This window comes from Collimonas sp. OK412, assembly GCF_900112135.1.
Lineage (GTDB): Bacteria > Pseudomonadota > Gammaproteobacteria > Burkholderiales > Burkholderiaceae_D > Collimonas > Collimonas rhizosphaerae.
The window spans coordinates 17,948-34,881 of the sequence record NZ_FOLC01000022.1 but is presented as its reverse complement, the minus strand read 5'-3'; the positions used below and the strand labels follow the sequence as shown (position 1 = coordinate 34,881).

The following is a 16,934-nucleotide window of genomic DNA, read 5'->3' as shown; positions in this document are numbered from 1 at the left end:
TATACAGGACAGCGCCGCCCGCACGGCGGAATCCAGTGAACACCGGCGTTTCCCGTTTTACATGCCCGCATTTGATGCATATCAAGGTGTAAGGGAGCGAGGCAGCATACGGTGCTTATGCCGACGTTTCGTCCGCCCAGGACGACCGGCCACGAGAACCACGATGTTACATTCCGACGGATCGGGCATTGCGCCGCTGCAGCTGAGTAAATCTGTATTGTCGAGCATGGAGAAATACGGCTCGGGGTATGTCACGTATCCCGCCATGAAGCATTTTTCAACGCGCTTTGACGCTGATGATTTTCTGGAAACCGTTGCCGATCGGCGCAATCCGGGGCCCCGGCATGGCTTGTCGTTATACCTGCGCATGCCTGGCTGCGGCGCCGGCTTCGATTGCCAGGCCTGCCGCGGCGGATCCGGGCGATACCGTAGCCGTACAGATCTCTACCTGGGGTACCTGAAGCGCGAGATCGACATGCAAGCGGCATTATTCAGCGATATGGATGCGGTTGAACAGCTGTATGTCGGCGCTGCCGCATCGACCTGCCTGTGCACAGGACAGAGCAACGACCTGATGCAACATCTGCGGCATTCCTTTAATCTGGCCGCCGGCCCTGGCCGCGAATACGCCATCAGGATAGGAGCATGCGCAGCATCAACTGCACATGTGCATGCGTTGCATGTGCAAGGCTTCAACCGGCTAAGCTTGAGCGCCCAGGATTTTTCGCGGCATCCGGCCGACGGGATTGTGCATGACGGCAAACGGACCCAGTTCTCCGCCAGGGCCGCTGAATTGGTCGAGGCAGCCCAAGCCGCAGGTTTCCGCTCGGTCAGTGTCGATTTCATCTATGGCCACCCCTGCCAGGATCTCATGTCGGTCGCGCGCAACTTGTCCATCATCATCGCTGCCGGGCCCGACCGTGTCATGCTGCATGGCTATATGCCTCCTGCGCGCACTTCAAGAGCCGGGCAACCGTCTTGCTGCGCGCAACTTCCTGGCACGGAAAGCCGGCTGGAGATGTTTCATCGGTGCGTCCGGCAACTGAATGCGGCAGGTTATGCGTATATAGGCATGCATCATTTCACCAAGCCTGGCGATGACCTCGCGGTGGCCCAGCAGCAAGGGCGCCTGTATCGCAATTTGCAAGGTTTTTCAATACATCCCGAGACCGATGCAATTGGCTGCGGCGTGTCGGCCATCGCTGCCGTAGGCAATACCTATAGCCAAAACACAACGCAGCTCAACAGCTATTACGCCAAGATTGACGCCGGTATGCTGCCCATTGGACGCGGCATGCATTTGACGACGGACGATCTGCTGCGGCGCTTCATCATTGAGCGGCTGGCCTGCAATTTCGAGTTGTCGATCGGGGTCCTGGAAATCGCCTATCCGATTGTCTTCAAGGAGTATTTTGCGGCAGAACTGGGCATGTTGCGGCCCATGGAGGCCGATGGCCTGCTGCGGATTGCGCCTGACAGGATCACGGTGCATCCCAGAGGCAGGCTATTGATACACGTCATTTGCGGGGTGTTCGACCGCCATCGGACTGCGTCGCCAGATCAGAAAATTCATCCGCAGCGCAGCCTGGGGTGACAGAAATTTCGTATTGAAGTGAAATTTGATTCACATCAATAACGCTGGCGTCCTGCAAGGTTACGCTGGCGCAAATCATCTATCCAAAAGAAGGAAACGCCATGTCAAATAAAATGCAAGCTGCCGTTGTCGAACAGTTCGGGAAACCGCTGGTGATCCAGGAATGCGATATTCCGGTTGCCGGTCCCGGCCAGATCCTGGTCAAGACCGAAGCCTGCGGCGTATGCCACACCGACCTGCACGCCGCCCACGGCGACTGGCCGCTAAAACCTGCATTGCCATTCATCCCGGGGCATGAAGGCATCGGCCTGGTGGTCGGGATCGGGGCCGGCGTGACGACGGTGAAAGAAGGCGACCGGGTCGGCGTGCCATGGCTTTATTCAGCTTGCGGCCATTGCGAGTATTGCCTTTCGGCGCACGAGACGGTATGTGCGGAAGCGCAGTTTGGCGGCTACACGAAGAATGGCGGGTTTGCCGAGTACATCCTGGCCGACGCCAGCTATGTCGCCCATATCCCCGCAGGTCTTGCAGCAGTCGACGCGGCGCCGATTATCTGCGCCGGGGTCACTTCGTACAAGGGCATCAAGGAAACCGGCGTCAAGCCCGGCGACTGGATCGCGATTTCAGGCATCGGAGGCTTGGGGAACCTGGCCATCCAGTACGCGAAAGTGATGGGCTTGCATGTCTGTGCGGTCGATATCGACGACGGCAAGCTGGCCAGCGCCAAATCCCTGGGCGCCGACCTGACGATCAATGCCCGGGACGGCGACGCGGTGGCAGCCATGAGGGAGGCGACCGGCGGCGGCGCCCACGGCGTCTTGATCACGGCGCCTTCGCTAAGCGCATTCCAGCAAGGGGTCGCCATGACCCGCAAATGCGGGACCTGCGTCCTGGTTGGCTTGCCGCCGGGTGAATTCCCGTTCCCGCTGTTCGACGTGGTGGCGAATTGCATCACGGTGCGCGGCTCGTTCGTCGGCACCCGCCAGGACATGGTCGAAGCGCTTGCCTTTGCCGCCGAAGGCAAGGTCAAGGCGCAGATCGAGTTGCAGCCGCTGTCAGCCATCAACCGTGTTTTTGAACGGCTTGAGCATGGCGACGTGGCGTCGCGCGTGGTGATCGATTTCCGCAAGGACTGACGAAGCCGGACCGGACAACGTTGCAGAAACGCCATGAATTTTCAAGGAAATGGAAAAATGAACAAGAAAGCATATCTGGTAGGTGGCGGCATCGGTTCCATGGCGGCCGCCGCATTCATGATCCGCGACGGCAAGATGCGAGGCAGCGATATCACCATCCTGGAGGCTGCTGCCGTTCCGGGCGGCAGCCTGGATGGCTGCGGCAATCCGGAGCAGGGCTATTCCATGCGCGGCGGCCGCATGCTGACCTTCGATAACTATGAATGCACCTGGGACCTGTTCAAGTCGATTCCGTCGCTGACTGCAAAGAACAAGTCCGTGCTTGACGAAACCATTGAATTCAACGAGCTGTACAGGTCCGCTTCAAAGGCACGCCTGGTCGACCGCTGGCGTGGCAACGTCCCGGTGACGTCGATGGGGTTTTCCATGCAGGACCGCGCCGAATTGCTGAAACTCAGCAATGCCGACGAAGACCTGCTGGGCAGCAGCAATATCACAGACTGGCTGTCGCCGCCGTTCTTTGAGACGGCATTCTGGTACATGTGGTCAACCACATTCGCCTTCCAGCCTTGGCACAGCGCGGTAGAGTTCAAACGCTACCTGCATCGCTTCATGCTGGAATTCACGCGCATCGAAACGCTGGGCGGCGTCAAGCGCACCATCTTCAATCAATACGATTCCCTGGTGCGTCCATTGCATGACTGGCTGGCGGCGGAGGGCGTTTTTTTCGTCATGGATTGCACGGTGACGGATTTCGGACACGAGATAGTCGACGACATGTTCGTGGTCACCGCCATCCGCTGCCGGCGGCAAGGAATGGAGGAGGTCATTGAAGTCAGGCAGGGCGACCTGGTGTTCTTTCAAAACGGCTCGATGACCGATGCCTCCAGCTTGGGCTCGATGACAACCGCGCCCGCATCCTTGTCCAAGATTGACAGCGGCGGCTGGAAACTCTGGGAAAAACTGGCGCTGGGACGGCCGGAATTCGGCAATCCTGCCGTTTTCAACAGCTGTATCGCCCAGTCATCCTGGGAGTCGTTCACCGTTACGTTAAAGAATCCGGCGTTCTTCAGGCAGATGAAGGATTTCAGCGGAAACCAGGCCGGGACCGGCGGCCTGGTGACATTCAAGGATTCCAGCTGGCTGCTGTCGGTGGTGCTGCCGCATCAACCGCATTTTCCCGGCCAGCCGGAAGATGTGCAGGTATTCTGGGGATATGCCCTGTTTCCGGACAGGGTGGGAAATTTTGTCGCCAAGCCCATGGCTGATTGCAACGGCGAGGAAATCCTTCGCGAGCTGTGCGGGCACCTGCGCTTCGACCTTGGTTCAGTCGCTCAAGCGATTTGCATTCCTTGCCGCATGCCGTACATCACCAGCATGTTCATGCCGCGCACACGCGGCGACCGGCCGCTGCCAGTCCCGCGGAATTCCAAAAACCTGGCTTTTATCAGCCAGTTCGTTGAAATTGCAGACGATGTCGTTTTCACCGTCGAATATTCTGTGCGGGCTGCGCAGATGGCGGTCTACCAGCTGCTTTGCATCGACCGCCAGGTGCCTGCCGTTACGCCGCACGACAAGTCGCCGCTGGTCTTGCTTGAAACCCTGATCAAGTCGCTGCGCTGATTTAAGAAAAGATCAAGGAAACAATGTTTCTTCGCACCTGGTTTGCCAGATGTTCAAACATCGGGATAGCAGTCCTTCTTTTTGGGTACAGCTGCAATGTGCTTGCAGACGATATTCCTGCCTGGTTTAGCAATGGCCGCCCCAGCGCAGAGGCAATCCAGGCTGTACAAATCCTGCAGGCTGCCGATCTGGACGGCCTCAATCCAGAAGACTACCAGGCAAGCCTGTTCGCGCGCATCGTCGAAGAAGCCAGGCGCGGCGCATCCCCTGCAAACGATGGCAAAGCCGACAATGCGGCCGCACTCACGCGGGCCATGGAACGTTTCATTTCCGATTTGCATTACGGCCGGGTAAATCCGCTTGATGTCCACGCATCATTCAAGGCGCCGCGCAGGCAGCTGGTTCCTGCTGAATACCTGAGGCAAGCCGTTGCCGGCCATACACTGGCAGCCTCTGTGCGCGCGGCCGCGCCGCAGCTGCCGCTCTATCGCCATTTGCAGCAGGCGCTGGCTGCCTATCGAGAACTCGCAAGGAATCCGGCCCTGCAACGTCCACTGCCGCCGCTGCCGGCAAACAGAATCGCACCAGGCCAGCCTTATGCCGGCGCCCGCGACCTTGGCCAAAGGCTGGCGGCCTGGGGCGATACCAGTCCCGGCGCCGAGGCCGGCACGATATACACGGAAGCCATGGCCGACGGAGTCAAAGCGTTTCAGCTGCGGCACGGCCTGGCCGCGGACGGAGTGATTGGCAAAAGCACGTTTGCGGCGTTGAATATTCCAGCCGCGGCGCGCGTAAGGCAGATTGAACTGACGCTTGAGCGCCTGAGATGGACTCCGCTGCTGACGAACCAACGCATGATCGTGGTGAATATTCCTGAATTTGTACTGCGCGCTTACGATACAAGGGACCGCAGCGTGAGGGTCAGCATGAATGTGATCGTGGGAAAGGCGATGGATAAGCGAACCCCGCTTTTTGTGGAAGACATGCAGTTCATCGAATTCAGTCCTTACTGGAATATTCCAGCTTCGATCGCCAAATCGGAAGTGGTGCCGCGCTTGCAGCGGGATCCCGCCTATTTCCAGGCGCAAGGGCTGGAGTTCGTCAGCGCTGGCGCCGTCGTACCTGACCTGACGCCGGCAAACCTTGACGCGGTGATGCACAACCAGATGAAGCTGCGCCAGCGCCCAGGGCCTGCCAATGCGCTGGGCGACATCAAGTTCGTTTTCCCCAACAGCGACAACATTTATCTGCATCACACCCCTGCAATCGACCTGTTCGACCGCAACCGGCGCGATTTCAGCCATGGCTGCATCCGTGTGGAAGATCCCATGGCGCTGGCGAAATTCGTCTTGAATGGCCAGCCGGAATGGACTGAACAGCGTATACGCAAGGCGATGGACAGCGGGAAATCGGCAACGTTGCGCCTCAAGCAGCGGCTGCCGGTTGTCATTGCTTATGCTACCGTCATTGTGAAAAACGACGACAGGGTATATTTCTTTGACGATATTTACGGCAATGACAAACTGCTTGATATGGCATTGAGGAAGGAAGAAAAATCCCGGCTTGATGAGCGGAAAAGAATCGTCAAGCAGGGTTTTTCAGGCTGAGGAATTGTGCTCTAAACCAGTGCGTCATGCATTGCTGATGATGACTTTCAGGGCGTGTTCTTTTTCTGCGTTCGAGAAGACCTCGTAGGCTTGCAAAAACTGGTCGAAAGTGAAGCGGTGCGTGATCAGGTTTTCCGGTTTCAGTTTTTTCGATTCAACCGTCTTGAGCAGCATCGCCGTGGTATTGGTGTTGACCAAGCCTGTGGTGAGCGTAATGTTCTGCGCCCACAGCGTCTGGATCTGGAAATCGACGCTCTTGCCATGCACGCCGACGTTGGCGACGTGGCCGCCGGGACGGACTATCCGCTGGCAGACGTCGAATGTCTGCGGAATGCCGACCGCTTCAATGGCGACGTCGACGCCGTCTTTTGTGCTTGCCTTGATCCGTTCTGCCGGATCCACTTTGGCGCTGTTGATGACTTCCGTTGCGCCGAACTTCATAGCCAGGCCAAGCCGGGATTCGTCAATGTCGATCATGATGATTCTTCCTGGCGAGAAGAACTGCGCGGTCAACAGGGCGGCCATGCCGACCGGGCCGGCGCCGACGATCGCGACCGTATCGCCCGGCTTCACTGCGCCATACAAGACGCCGATTTCGAAACCGGTAGGCAGAATGTCGCTCAGCATGACCAGGGCTTCTTCATCTGTGCCCGCAGGGATCGGATACAGGCTGTTGTCAGCTTGCGGAATCAATACATATTCAGCCTGGGTGCCATCGATCAGGTGCCCGAGTATCCATCCGCCATCTTCGCAATGAGAATACATTTGCCGCTTGCAGTACTCGCATTTCCCGCACGAGGTAATGCAAGAGATGAGAACATGGTCGCCTTTTTTGAAATTGCTGACGGCGCCGCCGGTCTCTTCCACGATACCGACGCCTTCATGCCCCAAAATCCTGCCGCTGCTCACCTCCGGCACGTCGCCTTTCAATATATGCAGGTCTGTGCCGCAAATGGTGGTTTTGAGCATCTTGACGATGGCGTCGGTCGGTTTGGATATTGTTGGCGTGGGGACCGAGTCCCACGATTTTTCCCCAGGTCCGTGATAGACCAGGGCATTCATAGTGGGGGCGCGTGCCATGCAATACTCCTTGGGCGGCTGCTGAGTTTTTGTCTTAAAGGCGGCTTTTCTTAAGCCGCTTCCTGGATGTTGGAAGCTTGTTTGCCTTTCGGGCCTTGGGTCACTTCAAACCTGACTTTTTGGCCCTCCTTGAGGGTCTTGAAACCATTCATCTGGACTGCAGAGAAGTGAGCGAACAGATCCTCGCCGCCATCATCCGGAGCGATGAAGCCGAAACCCTTGGAATCGTTGAACCATTTGACAATGCCTGTCGACATGAGATGCCTTTCAAAAAATACCGTGAATGATGTAAAACGGTTTCTGCCAGATATCGCCGAAGCGCTGCATTTTCGGCTTGCCTGTTGTTCGGGCTACTTTCCATCCGTCATCAAGCTCTTCATCCTGCCGGCGGTCTCCGCTGCATGCGCTGCGGTACCGCGCGCGAGTTCGGCTTGCGTGCAAGAGACGATATCAGCCATGTGATGGCTATAGTGAAAAGCCCTTTCGACGGTGGGCCGTACCTGGGCAGATCTCAGCAGCAGCCATTCTTGAGGAGTAACGGCCGACATCATCTGCTGCGACGCATTTGCCGACTCTGCCAAGGAGTCTTTCATCGTATCGAGGTTCAGGCTCGCCGCCTTCGCCGCACCTTCGACCGCAGTTTTGGTCAGTGCCGCCATTGCGGTGAATTGTGCCGCGTAAACGGCTTTTATCGCAGCCGAAATTGGTTCCAAGAGCGGAAACATGGTTTCTCCTTGCAAGAGATGGACATTGTCAGGCACCGGCCAGGCCGGAGGATGCGGTATCAGGCTTTATTCTGAACTTCGCTCGCCCGGCGGTATTGATACATATCAAATTTGCCGCGAAAATTTGCGGCGGTTCCCGTCGGCAAGCGAATCGGCCTGATTTTGATGCAGGTCAAATTGCGCATTGCCTGTTTCTATACCATTCGATGTGCATTCCTCGGATGTATTTAAAAAAGGGAGGAATTGCATGTTTTTCAAGCTTGCTTGCCCTTGTTTATTTGACATCCAGGACATCGATTATGTACACAACTATCTTGGTTCCCGTCGACGGCAGTCCGACTTCAGACTGTGCAATAGCAGAAGCTGCAAAACTTGCCGCCATCTGTTCTGCGCGTGTGCGCTTGCTGCATGTGCTTGATATGGCTGCCTACAGCAACGGCTTCGAACAGGCGGAAATCTACGTCAGCCAGATCCGGCCACTGGCGCTGGCTGCAGCCGAAGATTGGCTTGCCCGCGGACGAGCCATCCTGGAAGCGGCCAAGGTTCCGGTCGATACGGAGCTGCGGGAAAGCGTGGGCGGGCGAGTGGCTGCGATCATCGTTGAACGGGCGGCAGCCTGGGGCGCGGACGTCATCGTGATGGGAACGCATGGCAGGCGCGGGCTGGGGCGCTTGATGATGGGCAGCGATGCCGAGATGGTGGCGCGCACGTCCCCCGTGCCGGTATTGCTTGTCAAGTCGGCATAACATTCTTCCGCTTGTTATCTCCAAGGACAAACCATGAAAAAAGAACATTCTCCGGCCTATATATTTAGCACGCACGATGCCGCGGAACAGGCAATCAGGTCGCTGGGCCTGGCCGGCATCGCGGCGACGGCCTAGCGCATGAAATCGTCCGACGCCGATTCTGGCGCTTCCATTCCCGCCAATGGCCTCCGTGTCTTGTGGGAACGCCTGAAAGAACATCCTTTGGCCCGGGTCGGACCCGGGCTGATCACCGGTGTGGCGGACGACGATCCCAGCGGCATCGCCACCTATTCCCAGGCAGGCGCGCAGTTCGGCCTCAACATGCTGTGGACGATGCCGCTGGCTTTTCCTTTGATGGCTGCGATCCAGTCCATGTGCGGACGCATCGGCAGGGTGACGGGAAAGGGACTGGCCGCCAATATCAAGACGACGTTTTCTCCAGCCGTGCTGCTGGCAGTAGTGTTATTGCTGTTGGTTGCCAACGTTCTCAATATCGCAGCGGACGTCGCGGCCATGGGCGAAGTGGCAGAGCTGGTCACGGGTTTCAACCGGCATCTGATGACAGCGTTCTTTGTCTTTGGCACCCTGTTGCTGCAGATATTCATCCCGTACCATCGTTATGTATCTTTCTTGAAATGGCTGACGTTCTCGCTGCTGGCCTACGCTGCTGTCCTGTTTACGGTCCATGTTCCCTGGAGCGAAGTAGCACTGCGCACTGTCTGGCCGAAATTCGCATGGAATTCCGCTACCGCCGCTGTCATCGTCGGTGTATTCGGCACTACCATCAGCCCCTACCTTTTTTTCTGGCAGGCTTCCGAAGAAGTGGAGGATATGCAGGCAAAAAAAGGCGCTGTCCCGTTAATCCGTAACGGCCAGGATGCCGGCGGCGAACTCCGCCGCATTCAATGGGACACCTGGAGCGGCATGTTTTACTCCAACATCACGGCCTATTTCATTATCCTGGCGACAGCTGTCACGCTCAACGCCGCCGGTGTCCAGGACATCGATAGCGCCGCCCAGGCAGCCAGCGCACTCAAGCCTCTTGCCGGAAATTTCGCCTATATCCTGTTCGCCCTTGGCATTCTTGGCGTCGGCCTGATCGGCGTGCCGGTGCTGGCCGGTTCCGCCGGCTATGCGTTATCGGAAGCAATGGGCTGGAAATCAGGACTGGAGCGCAAGGCGGCCGACGCACGCGGATTCTATGGCGTCATCGCCGTCAGCGTACTTGCCGGGCTTGCCATCCAGTATTCGCCGATCAGTCCGATGAAAGCGCTGTTCTGGAGCGCAGTGATCAACGGCGTCGTCGCCGTGCCTTTGATGATCGTGATTATCGTGATGGTTTCAAAGAAGTCGGTGATGGGGAAATTCACCGCAGGCCGGCTGACAACTGCGCTCGGCTGGATAGCAACCGCGGTGATGGGGGCGGCGGCGATACGGATGTTTATCCCTGGCTAAGGCGGAGACTGTTATTTGACGATGTGCTTGATGCGATTCGTCGTCCCGAAACGGGGAAATAAAAAACAGTTGTGAGTATTTCGTGGCCGGGGTCCATGCCACTGGCACACAAATGCGTCATTTTGCGTCATGATGATGAAGAGGCATACCTTCCAAGCCTCCAATACACTGGCCAAGAGGATGCGCACAGCATGGGCGACTTCAGCGACATCAAAATATCCAGGCGCGGCCTGCTAATCGCAGGTGCATTATCGGCGACGGCGGTGGCCGTGCTGCCATCGGTGGCCGGAGCCGGCGATGCGGCTCCCGGCGAGGCAAATACGCTGGTCTCCGCCTTCGCGCCCACCGGCAAGCTGCGCGCATCCATCAACCTGGGCAATCCGATCCTGGCCGGCAAAGATGCATCCGGCGCCCCTCGTGGAGTATCCGTGGATCTGGCGAGAGAATTCGCATCTCGGCTAGGATTGGATCTTGAGTTGCTGGTTGTCGATACTGCCGGAAAATCGGTAGATGCAGTCGCTGCTGGAAATGCAGACATCGGATTCTTTGCCATCGATCCTAAACGCGGCGCCCAGATTGCCTTCACGCCGCCGTACGTCCTGATTGAAGGTTTTTACCTGGTTAAGGACGATTCTCCTATCCGCCGCAATGCAGAAGTTGATGCGCCAGGTACCCGCGTCGTGGTTGGCGCCGGCAGTGCCTACGACCTGTATCTGACGCGCGAATTGAAGCACGCAGAGATCCTGCGTTCTCCCTCTTCTCCCACAGTCGTCGATACCTTTATTGAAACGCACGCCGAGGCGGCTGCCGGGGTGAAGCAGCAACTTGAGGCCGACTCCTGGCGTATCAGCGGACTGAGGCTGCTGGACCAGCGCTTCATGGTCATTCGCCAGGCAATGGGTGTGCCTAAGAGTCGGGGAGCCGAAGCTTCAGCCTACCTTGCGCAATTCGTGGAAGACATGAAAGCTAGCGGATTTGTCGCCGCAGCATTGGAGCGGCGCGGAATAGATGGCGCTGCGGTTGCTCCAGCAGGCGACTCTATGCCAGATCCCTTGAAGTGATCATGCGGCGGCCAGGTCCCACGGCAATGGCCGACTCCACAACAGCCCCTGTTGGAAATATTGAGCCAATTGCGTTTTGAGGCATTTGGCTCAGCCGGGCAGGCAGCGAAGATCAAGGCTACGCCACTGGAGCAGATGGCGCTGCGCTACGCTCAAGAGCAGCAGTCGTAAATACGGTCCGCGCCGAGCTTTCATCGCCCAGCCAGTGATCCGCCACCTGAGACAAGGGGAGCGGCCTGGTGGCGATCTTGAAGCCGCCCGGGATCGTGGCCTTGAGCAGCTGCTCAATCGCATCGAAGATGCGCGGCATCGGAATGCTGCCCAGGCCGCTGCCCATGAGTTCGATGGACGATGACCGGAGCGCTGCGCCTGGAAGGGTGATGGTTGGCCCGCTGACCGACCCGATATGGACAAAGCGGACCGGGACCGCCTCTGGCGCCGCCTTGGCGCCGGACACCAGCAACAGCTCGGCGCTCTGTCCCCAAAGATAGTCGAGGATGACATCAATGCCATCCCGGAACTGCTCTTCGAATGCGCTTGCGAGCGCCTCCTGGTCTTGCGCAAGACTGATCGTGACGTCGGCCCCGAGGGCCCGCAGGGATTGCAGGGCTTCCACATTCCGTCCGGTCGCGATGACTTTGCCTGCGCCCAGATACTTTGCGATTTGCACTGCGAGACGACCCGATACGCCTGTCGCGCCGTTGATCAGCACGGTTTCTCCCTTGACCAGCTTTGCACGTTCAAGCAAGGCCGCCCATGACGACATTCCCGGAATCGCGATGGCCGCTGCGGTCACGTCGTCCAGCGCCGCCGGCAAAGGGATGCAATGGGTCTCCTTGACAATACAGAACTCGGCCATGCCGCCAAAGGGCGCTTCGGGCAGCACGAAATAGACGCGTGTCCCGTCTTCGCGCATACCGACGCCGTCGACGCCGGGCACAAGAGGGAACTTCCCGGTTGAGCTATAGTGCTTGCCCGATGCACGGTTTTTCGTGAGGTGGCTTAGCGCAGACGCTGAAACCGCGATGCGCACCACGCCTTCGGTGGCCGCAGGCTCGGCGAAGTCGGCGTAAACCGGCGTTGTGCGGGGGCCTTGAACGAGTGCCGCTTTCATATCATTCTCCTTGGTCAAGTGTCTGCGCATCGGCGCCATTCCGGATTGGACAACTGAATATGTGTGTATTATACACATAATAAAGAACTGCCAAGGAGTTGAGTTTGATGAAAAAAGAAATCCGCGAACTGCGGGAAGCGATGCTGGACCTGGCGGGTGTGCTGAATCGCCCCCAGCCTGACAGCGCTCTCATTAAAGCGGCAGGGGTCGACCTCGACCGCGCGCTTTTTCCGCTGCTGGTCCGCATCGAACGGTTGGGACCAATTGGCATCGTTGAACTGGCGGAGCTGGTTGGGCGGGACCACAGTACGGTCAGCCGGCAGATCGCAAAGCTGGAAGGGCTGAGGCTTGTCGCCCGTTGTCCAAGTCCAGGGGACGGGCGGGTCCGCGCGGCGATCATTACCGATCAGGGGCGGGTCATGACAGCGGCGCTGGACGCGGCGCGGCAGAAAATCATCCACGAATTGCTTGCCGGCTGGGAAACCGAAGATGTGCGCAACTTGTCTTGCCTGCTGCGCAGGTTTGCCGATGGCGCCATGGCCTGGACCAGGACTCTGTAGGGACGCCGATGGCGCCAATACATGTCCGTAAGCTTCAATCTGCTTTCCGGCGATATCCTCCGCAACCCGCTTCATCGAATTAGCCGTCAAGTCGGCAACGCCATGCCGGCCGCCAGCTGCAAGTACCGGCACCGCCCTCTACAAAAATCACGATTCCTGCCGTTAACAACGTTATGGACAATGTTGTTAAGCGAATGTCATCATATTTCGCGGATGACTGGCCGGTATCGACAGGCTGATGTCCTGCACGGAAATGGGATGGGTGGGAAAACCCGCAGTCGGGAAAAGCGGCTGCTTCGGCGTTTATTAATCGAACTCTTTACAGAAGAAATAGAAATGAAAATTGTTAATCTTAAAGTCGGTACACGGATGGGAATCGGGTTTGCAATTGTTCTTTCTCTTTCAGTCGTTTCGATCACCACCGGCATATGGAACCTGCGCCAGGTTGCCATGGAGACGCAGCGCATGATGGAAAGTCCCCTGGCAAAGGAACGGATCGTGTCCGACTGGACCGTCCTCACCAACGCCGCCATCGCCCGCACTTCGTTCATTGTCAAAAGCACGGACGATACTTTAGCCACCACGTTTGCGGAGGACATCGACGCCAGCGCCAAGAAAGGCACCGAAATCCAGAATTCGCTCGAACCGCTGCTGACCTCTGCCTCGGAAAAAGAGAAATATGCACTGATCAAGACTTTACGCGAAAAATACCAGCAGTCCAAAGTCGCGGCGATGAAAGCCAAGCAAGGCGGAAAGGCTGAGGAAGCATCGCGGATATACAACAGCGAATTCATGCCGACGGCGAAAAGTTACCAAGGCGAGCTTTTTGCGTTCCTGGCCTTGCAAAGAAACAATATCGACCAGACCGGGCTTCAGATTGCCCAGCTATATAACCGCAGCTTCAACCTGCTGCTGCTGTTGGGCGTGCTGGTGATCGCATTGGGTGCGGTGTGCGCCTTCCTGATTTCTCGTTCCATCACGCGTCCGCTGGGCGAAGCAATCAAGGTAGCGCAAACCGTCGCTTCCGGCGACCTGGGCAGCCGCATAGAAGTAAAAACCACCGATGAAACCGGCCAGCTGATGCAGGCGTTGAAAGATATGAACGACAGCTTGCTGAAGGTGGTCGGCGAAGTGCGCGTCGGCACTGATACTATCGCCACGGCGTCAAACCAGATCGCCTCAGGCAACCTGGATTTGTCTTCACGCACGGAACAGCAGGCCAGTTCGCTGGAAGAAACCGCGGCCTCGATGGAACAGCTGACCAGCACCGTGAAACAGAATGCCGACAATGCGCGGCAAGCCAATCAGCTGGCGGTGTCCGCATCCGGCGTCGCGGTCAAGGGCGGCGGCGTCGTGTCGCAGGTGGTCGAGACCATGGACCTGATCAACGCGTCGGCCAAGAAGATTGTGGATATCATCGGCGTGATCGACAACATCGCGTTCCAGACCAACATCCTGGCGCTGAACGCGGCGGTGGAGGCGGCCCGGGCCGGGGAGCAGGGGCGCGGCTTCGCGGTGGTGGCCAGCGAGGTGCGTAACCTGGCGCAACGCTCGGCTGTCGCCGCCAAAGAGATCAAGCACCTGATCGACGATTCGGTGGAAAAAGTCGGTGTCGGCGTCAAGCTGGTCGGCCAGGCCGGCGCCACCATGGGCGAGATCGTCGACAGCGTCAAGCGCGTCACCGACATCATGAGCGAAATTACGGCGGCCAGCGAGGAACAGACCGCGGGCATCGAACAGGTTAACCAGGCAATCATGCAGATGGACCAGGTTACGCAGCAGAATGCGGCGCTGGTGGAGGAAGCCGCGGCGGCGGCTGCATCGCTGCAGGATCAGGCCGGCAACCTGGTGCAAGTGGTCAGCGTATTCAGCACCGGCGCGACGCAAGCGCCTGGTGGCGCACTTTTGAAGACGGCAAGCCGTCAGGCTTCGGTTGTCGCAGCACCGGTACGCATAGCGGCCCGTAATGCCAGCTTGCCTTCGGCGAATGTGAAAACCTTCAAGCGTGTGGCGAATGCGCCCGCTGTCGCCGACAGCGAGTGGGACCAGTTTTAATTTCGTCCCTGAAAATGCTTCCGCCGCGGACGTATTGCTGCCGGCCGTCAGGGGGCATCTTGCCGGGGGAAAAATAGCGTAAAGCGGGTTGTGCCATCGCTGCTGGCCGCAGTCCAGCTTCCCTGGTGCAGCAGCATGATGCTACGCACGATGGACAAGCCCAGGCCGCTGGCGTCGGACGAACCGCGGCGCGAGGCGTCGGCGCGGTAGAAGCGGTCAAACAGACGGGCCAGGTGCCGCTCCTCTATGACCGGGCCCCTGTTCTCCACGCTGATGGAGGTGCCGGCAGCGTCCTGCTGCGACAGCAAGGTGATTTCCGTGCCCGCGTCCGCATAGCGCACTGCGTTGGACAGCAGATTTGCCAGCGCCCGGCGCAGCAGGTTGGGATCAGCCCAGACCGCGCCTTCGCCGCGCCACGCCAGCGTGATCTCGCGTTCTTCGGCGAGTCCTTCAAAATAATCGGCAATGCGCTCCAGTTCCGCAGGCACCTCAAGCGGCTTGCGCTCTATGGCGTGATCCGCATGTTCCGCGCGGGCCAGGAACAGCATGTTGTCGGTCATCTTGGACAGGCGCTGCAATTCCTCGAAGTTCGAACCCAGCAGTTTTTCATAATATTCGGTGCTGCGCTTCTGGCCCAGCGCTACCTCGGTCTGGCCCAGCATGTTGCCGATCGGGGTGCGCAGGTCGTGCGCCATGTCCGCGGATACCTGGCTCAGCTGCGCGAAGCTGGTTTCCAGGCGGTCCAGCATGGCGTTGAAGCCGTCGATCAGCGGCAGCAGTTCGCGCGGGGCATTCCTGCTGTCGATGCGGGTGGACAGGTTGCGGATGCCGATGGAACCGGTTTGTGCTGCCAGCTGCCGAAGCGGCAACAGGCTGCGGCGCGCAATCCAATAGGCCAGCATGGCCGCCAGCAACGCTGCCGCCAGCGCCACGCCGAATATCTGCAGGCGGTATGCCGCCAGCATGCTGGTGCGCTCGGTGAGCAGGCGTCCGGTGGTGATCTGCAATTCGTGCTCTGCGTGTTGCGGATCGGTGACGCGCGCCGTCGCGGAGACAACAATGAAAGGCGTGCCGTTCTCCACCGAATGATGCACCGCGGACAAGTCCAGCGCGGCGCCGGCAGCCATCGGCTTCATCTCGGGCACGGCAATCCCGCCGGGATTGACTTCGATCAGCGGCGCCTGGCCTGGAAACTTCAGCACCAGCAAGGCTTCGCGGTTGCCCAGCATGTTGGCGAACAGTTCGGGCTTCTGGTGGATCAGGTCGAGCAGGTCGACGTCGCGCAGCAAGGTGCGTATCTGCTCCACGCGGTTCACCAGCGCGGCGTCGTCGCGTTTCACCAGCTGCGCCACCAGCGCGCTGTATAGCGCATAGCCCACTGTCGCCAGTACGGCGAACGAGAGCAGGGCAAACAGCAAGGCCAGGCGTGAAACGAGGGAGTGGCGCGGATGGCTCATGGTTCCACTTCGCAGCGGTAGCCGACGCCATGTACGGTATGGATCAGGCGGATGGCGAACGGATCGTCTATTTTCTTGCGCAGGCGCCGCACCGCGACGTCTACGACATTGGTGTCGCTATCGAAATTCATGTCCCACACGCGGGATGCGATCAGGGAACGGGACAGCACCTGTCCCTGGTTCAGCATGAAGAACTGCAGCAGTGCGAATTCCTTGTTGGTCAGCGTGATGCGGGCGCCGGCGCGGACCACCCGGCGCTTGGGCACGTCGATCTGCAGGTCGGCGATTTCCAGCAGGTCTTCCTGCCGCGCCTGGCTGCCGCGGCGCAGTACGATCTTCACCCGCGCCAGCAGCTCGGCAAAGGAAAACGGCTTCACCAGGTAATCGTCGGCTCCCAGCTCCAGCCCCTTGAGGCGGTCTTCCAGCGTGCCGCGCGCCGTCAGGAACAGCACCGGCGTATCCGCTTGTTTCTTGTCCAGCTGCAGCCGCCGCATCACTTCCCAGCCATCCATGCCGGGCATCATCACGTCCAGCACGATCAGGTCGTAACGCAGCTCCTGCGCCATGTGCAGGCCGTCGCTGCCGTTGGCGGCGACATCCACCACGTAGCCGGATTCCGTCAAGCCGTTGCGCAGGTATTCGCCTGCCTTGAGTTCGTCTTCGACGACAAGAATTCTCACGCTGTGTCCCTGTATCCTGAACCTGGCACGCTGCCGAAGCC

The 16,934-nt window shown here is 58.8% G+C and carries 15 protein-coding genes; 9 read left to right on the top strand and 6 right to left on the bottom strand.

Translation table 11 applies throughout. The features are described from left to right. Window positions 1-163: 163 nt before the first annotated feature. The 4 genes from BM062_RS19510 (at window position 164) to BM062_RS19495 (ending at window position 5,960) form a co-directional block, all read left to right on the top strand. The gene (locus BM062_RS19510) at window positions 164-1,594 is read left to right on the top strand and encodes an oxygen-independent coproporphyrinogen III oxidase (RefSeq protein WP_092399906.1); all 1,431 of its coding nucleotides are present in this window, start codon (window positions 164-166) and stop codon (window positions 1,592-1,594) included. Window positions 1,595-1,695: 101 nt separating this feature from the next. Further along, window positions 1,696-2,730 carry an alcohol dehydrogenase AdhP gene (gene adhP, locus BM062_RS19505; protein ID WP_092399904.1) on the top strand — a complete coding sequence of 345 codons (1,035 nt, stop codon included), beginning with the start codon at window positions 1,696-1,698 and terminating at the stop codon, window positions 2,728-2,730. A 57-nt stretch (window positions 2,731-2,787) separates the two neighbouring features. Beyond that, complete coding sequence (locus BM062_RS19500) at window positions 2,788-4,353, top strand: oleate hydratase (RefSeq protein WP_092399902.1); 1,566 nt, start codon at window positions 2,788-2,790, stop codon at window positions 4,351-4,353. Window positions 4,354-4,451: 98 nt separating this feature from the next. Beyond that, on the top strand, window positions 4,452-5,960 hold the full coding sequence (locus tag BM062_RS19495; protein WP_254785168.1) for a L,D-transpeptidase family protein: 1,509 nt from the start codon (window positions 4,452-4,454) through the stop codon (window positions 5,958-5,960). A 24-nt stretch (window positions 5,961-5,984) separates the two neighbouring features. Here the strand turns inward: BM062_RS19495 and BM062_RS19490 are convergent, their stop codons facing one another. The 3 genes from BM062_RS19490 to BM062_RS19480 form a co-directional block, all read right to left on the bottom strand. Continuing rightward, window positions 5,985-7,022: a zinc-dependent alcohol dehydrogenase family protein gene (locus BM062_RS19490; protein ID WP_092399898.1), complete on the bottom strand. Its 1,038-nt coding sequence runs from the start codon at window positions 7,020-7,022 to the stop codon at window positions 5,985-5,987. A 68-nt stretch (window positions 7,023-7,090) separates the two neighbouring features. After that, window positions 7,091-7,297: a cold-shock protein gene (locus BM062_RS19485; RefSeq protein ID WP_092399896.1), complete on the bottom strand. Its 207-nt coding sequence runs from the start codon at window positions 7,295-7,297 to the stop codon at window positions 7,091-7,093. A 93-nt stretch (window positions 7,298-7,390) separates the two neighbouring features. Continuing rightward, window positions 7,391-7,765: a phasin family protein gene (locus tag BM062_RS19480; RefSeq protein ID WP_092399894.1), complete on the bottom strand. Its 375-nt coding sequence runs from the start codon at window positions 7,763-7,765 to the stop codon at window positions 7,391-7,393. Between the two features lie 299 nt (window positions 7,766-8,064). Between BM062_RS19480 and BM062_RS19475 the strand changes: the two genes are divergently transcribed. The 3 genes from BM062_RS19475 (at window position 8,065) to BM062_RS19465 (ending at window position 11,027) form a co-directional block, all read left to right on the top strand. After that, window positions 8,065-8,511: a universal stress protein gene (locus tag BM062_RS19475; protein ID WP_092399892.1), complete on the top strand. Its 447-nt coding sequence runs from the start codon at window positions 8,065-8,067 to the stop codon at window positions 8,509-8,511. Between the two features lie 138 nt (window positions 8,512-8,649). Continuing rightward, window positions 8,650-9,966, top strand: coding sequence for an NRAMP family divalent metal transporter (locus BM062_RS19470; protein ID WP_092399890.1), 1,317 nt, complete (start codon window positions 8,650-8,652; stop codon window positions 9,964-9,966). A gap of 191 nt (window positions 9,967-10,157) precedes the next feature. Next, entirely contained in the window at window positions 10,158-11,027 is an 870-nt protein-coding gene (locus BM062_RS19465) for an ABC transporter substrate-binding protein (RefSeq protein ID WP_092399888.1), read from the top strand. Between the two features lie 118 nt (window positions 11,028-11,145). Here BM062_RS19465 and BM062_RS19460 read toward each other — a convergent pair whose 3' ends face one another. Next, window positions 11,146-12,141 carry a quinone oxidoreductase family protein gene (locus tag BM062_RS19460; RefSeq protein WP_092399980.1) on the bottom strand — a complete coding sequence of 332 codons (996 nt, stop codon included), beginning with the start codon at window positions 12,139-12,141 and terminating at the stop codon, window positions 11,146-11,148. A gap of 107 nt (window positions 12,142-12,248) precedes the next feature. On the opposite strand from BM062_RS19460, the gene BM062_RS19455 reads away from it, so the two are divergent. Then, window positions 12,249-12,701, top strand: coding sequence for a MarR family winged helix-turn-helix transcriptional regulator (locus BM062_RS19455; protein WP_217647618.1), 453 nt, complete (start codon window positions 12,249-12,251; stop codon window positions 12,699-12,701). A gap of 336 nt (window positions 12,702-13,037) precedes the next feature. Then, window positions 13,038-14,756: a methyl-accepting chemotaxis protein gene (locus BM062_RS19450; protein WP_092399886.1), complete on the top strand. Its 1,719-nt coding sequence runs from the start codon at window positions 13,038-13,040 to the stop codon at window positions 14,754-14,756. Between the two features lie 47 nt (window positions 14,757-14,803). Here BM062_RS19450 and BM062_RS19445 read toward each other — a convergent pair whose 3' ends face one another. Next, a complete protein-coding gene (locus tag BM062_RS19445) occupies window positions 14,804-16,213 on the bottom strand; it encodes a heavy metal sensor histidine kinase (RefSeq protein ID WP_092399884.1) in 1,410 nt (469 codons plus the stop codon). Then, entirely contained in the window at window positions 16,210-16,893 is a 684-nt protein-coding gene (locus tag BM062_RS19440) for a heavy metal response regulator transcription factor (protein WP_092399882.1), read from the bottom strand. The genes BM062_RS19445 and BM062_RS19440 overlap by 4 nt, the downstream gene beginning before the upstream one ends. Window positions 16,894-16,934 lie beyond the last annotated feature (41 nt).

What these genes read in the sequence shown, in the direction of transcription:
- BM062_RS19510 (WP_092399906.1), top strand. Translation starts at nt 164, where the DNA reads ATGTTACATTCCGACGGATCGGGCATTGCGCCGCTGCAGCTGAGTAAA.
- adhP (WP_092399904.1), top strand. Translation starts at nt 1,696, where the DNA reads ATGTCAAATAAAATGCAAGCTGCCGTTGTCGAACAGTTCGGGAAACCG.
- BM062_RS19500 (WP_092399902.1), top strand. Translation starts at nt 2,788, where the DNA reads ATGAACAAGAAAGCATATCTGGTAGGTGGCGGCATCGGTTCCATGGCG.
- BM062_RS19490 (WP_092399898.1), bottom strand. Translation starts at nt 7,022, where the DNA reads ATGAATGCCCTGGTCTATCACGGACCTGGGGAAAAATCGTGGGACTCG.
- BM062_RS19485 (WP_092399896.1), bottom strand. Translation starts at nt 7,297, where the DNA reads ATGTCGACAGGCATTGTCAAATGGTTCAACGATTCCAAGGGTTTCGGC.
- BM062_RS19480 (WP_092399894.1), bottom strand. Translation starts at nt 7,765, where the DNA reads ATGTTTCCGCTCTTGGAACCAATTTCGGCTGCGATAAAAGCCGTTTAC.
- BM062_RS19475 (WP_092399892.1), top strand. Translation starts at nt 8,065, where the DNA reads ATGTACACAACTATCTTGGTTCCCGTCGACGGCAGTCCGACTTCAGAC.
- BM062_RS19470 (WP_092399890.1), top strand. Translation starts at nt 8,650, where the DNA reads ATGAAATCGTCCGACGCCGATTCTGGCGCTTCCATTCCCGCCAATGGC.
- BM062_RS19465 (WP_092399888.1), top strand. Translation starts at nt 10,158, where the DNA reads ATGGGCGACTTCAGCGACATCAAAATATCCAGGCGCGGCCTGCTAATC.
- BM062_RS19460 (WP_092399980.1), bottom strand. Translation starts at nt 12,141, where the DNA reads ATGAAAGCGGCACTCGTTCAAGGCCCCCGCACAACGCCGGTTTACGCC.
- BM062_RS19455 (WP_217647618.1), top strand. Translation starts at nt 12,249, where the DNA reads ATGAAAAAAGAAATCCGCGAACTGCGGGAAGCGATGCTGGACCTGGCG.
- BM062_RS19450 (WP_092399886.1), top strand. Translation starts at nt 13,038, where the DNA reads ATGAAAATTGTTAATCTTAAAGTCGGTACACGGATGGGAATCGGGTTT.
- BM062_RS19445 (WP_092399884.1), bottom strand. Translation starts at nt 16,213, where the DNA reads ATGAGCCATCCGCGCCACTCCCTCGTTTCACGCCTGGCCTTGCTGTTT.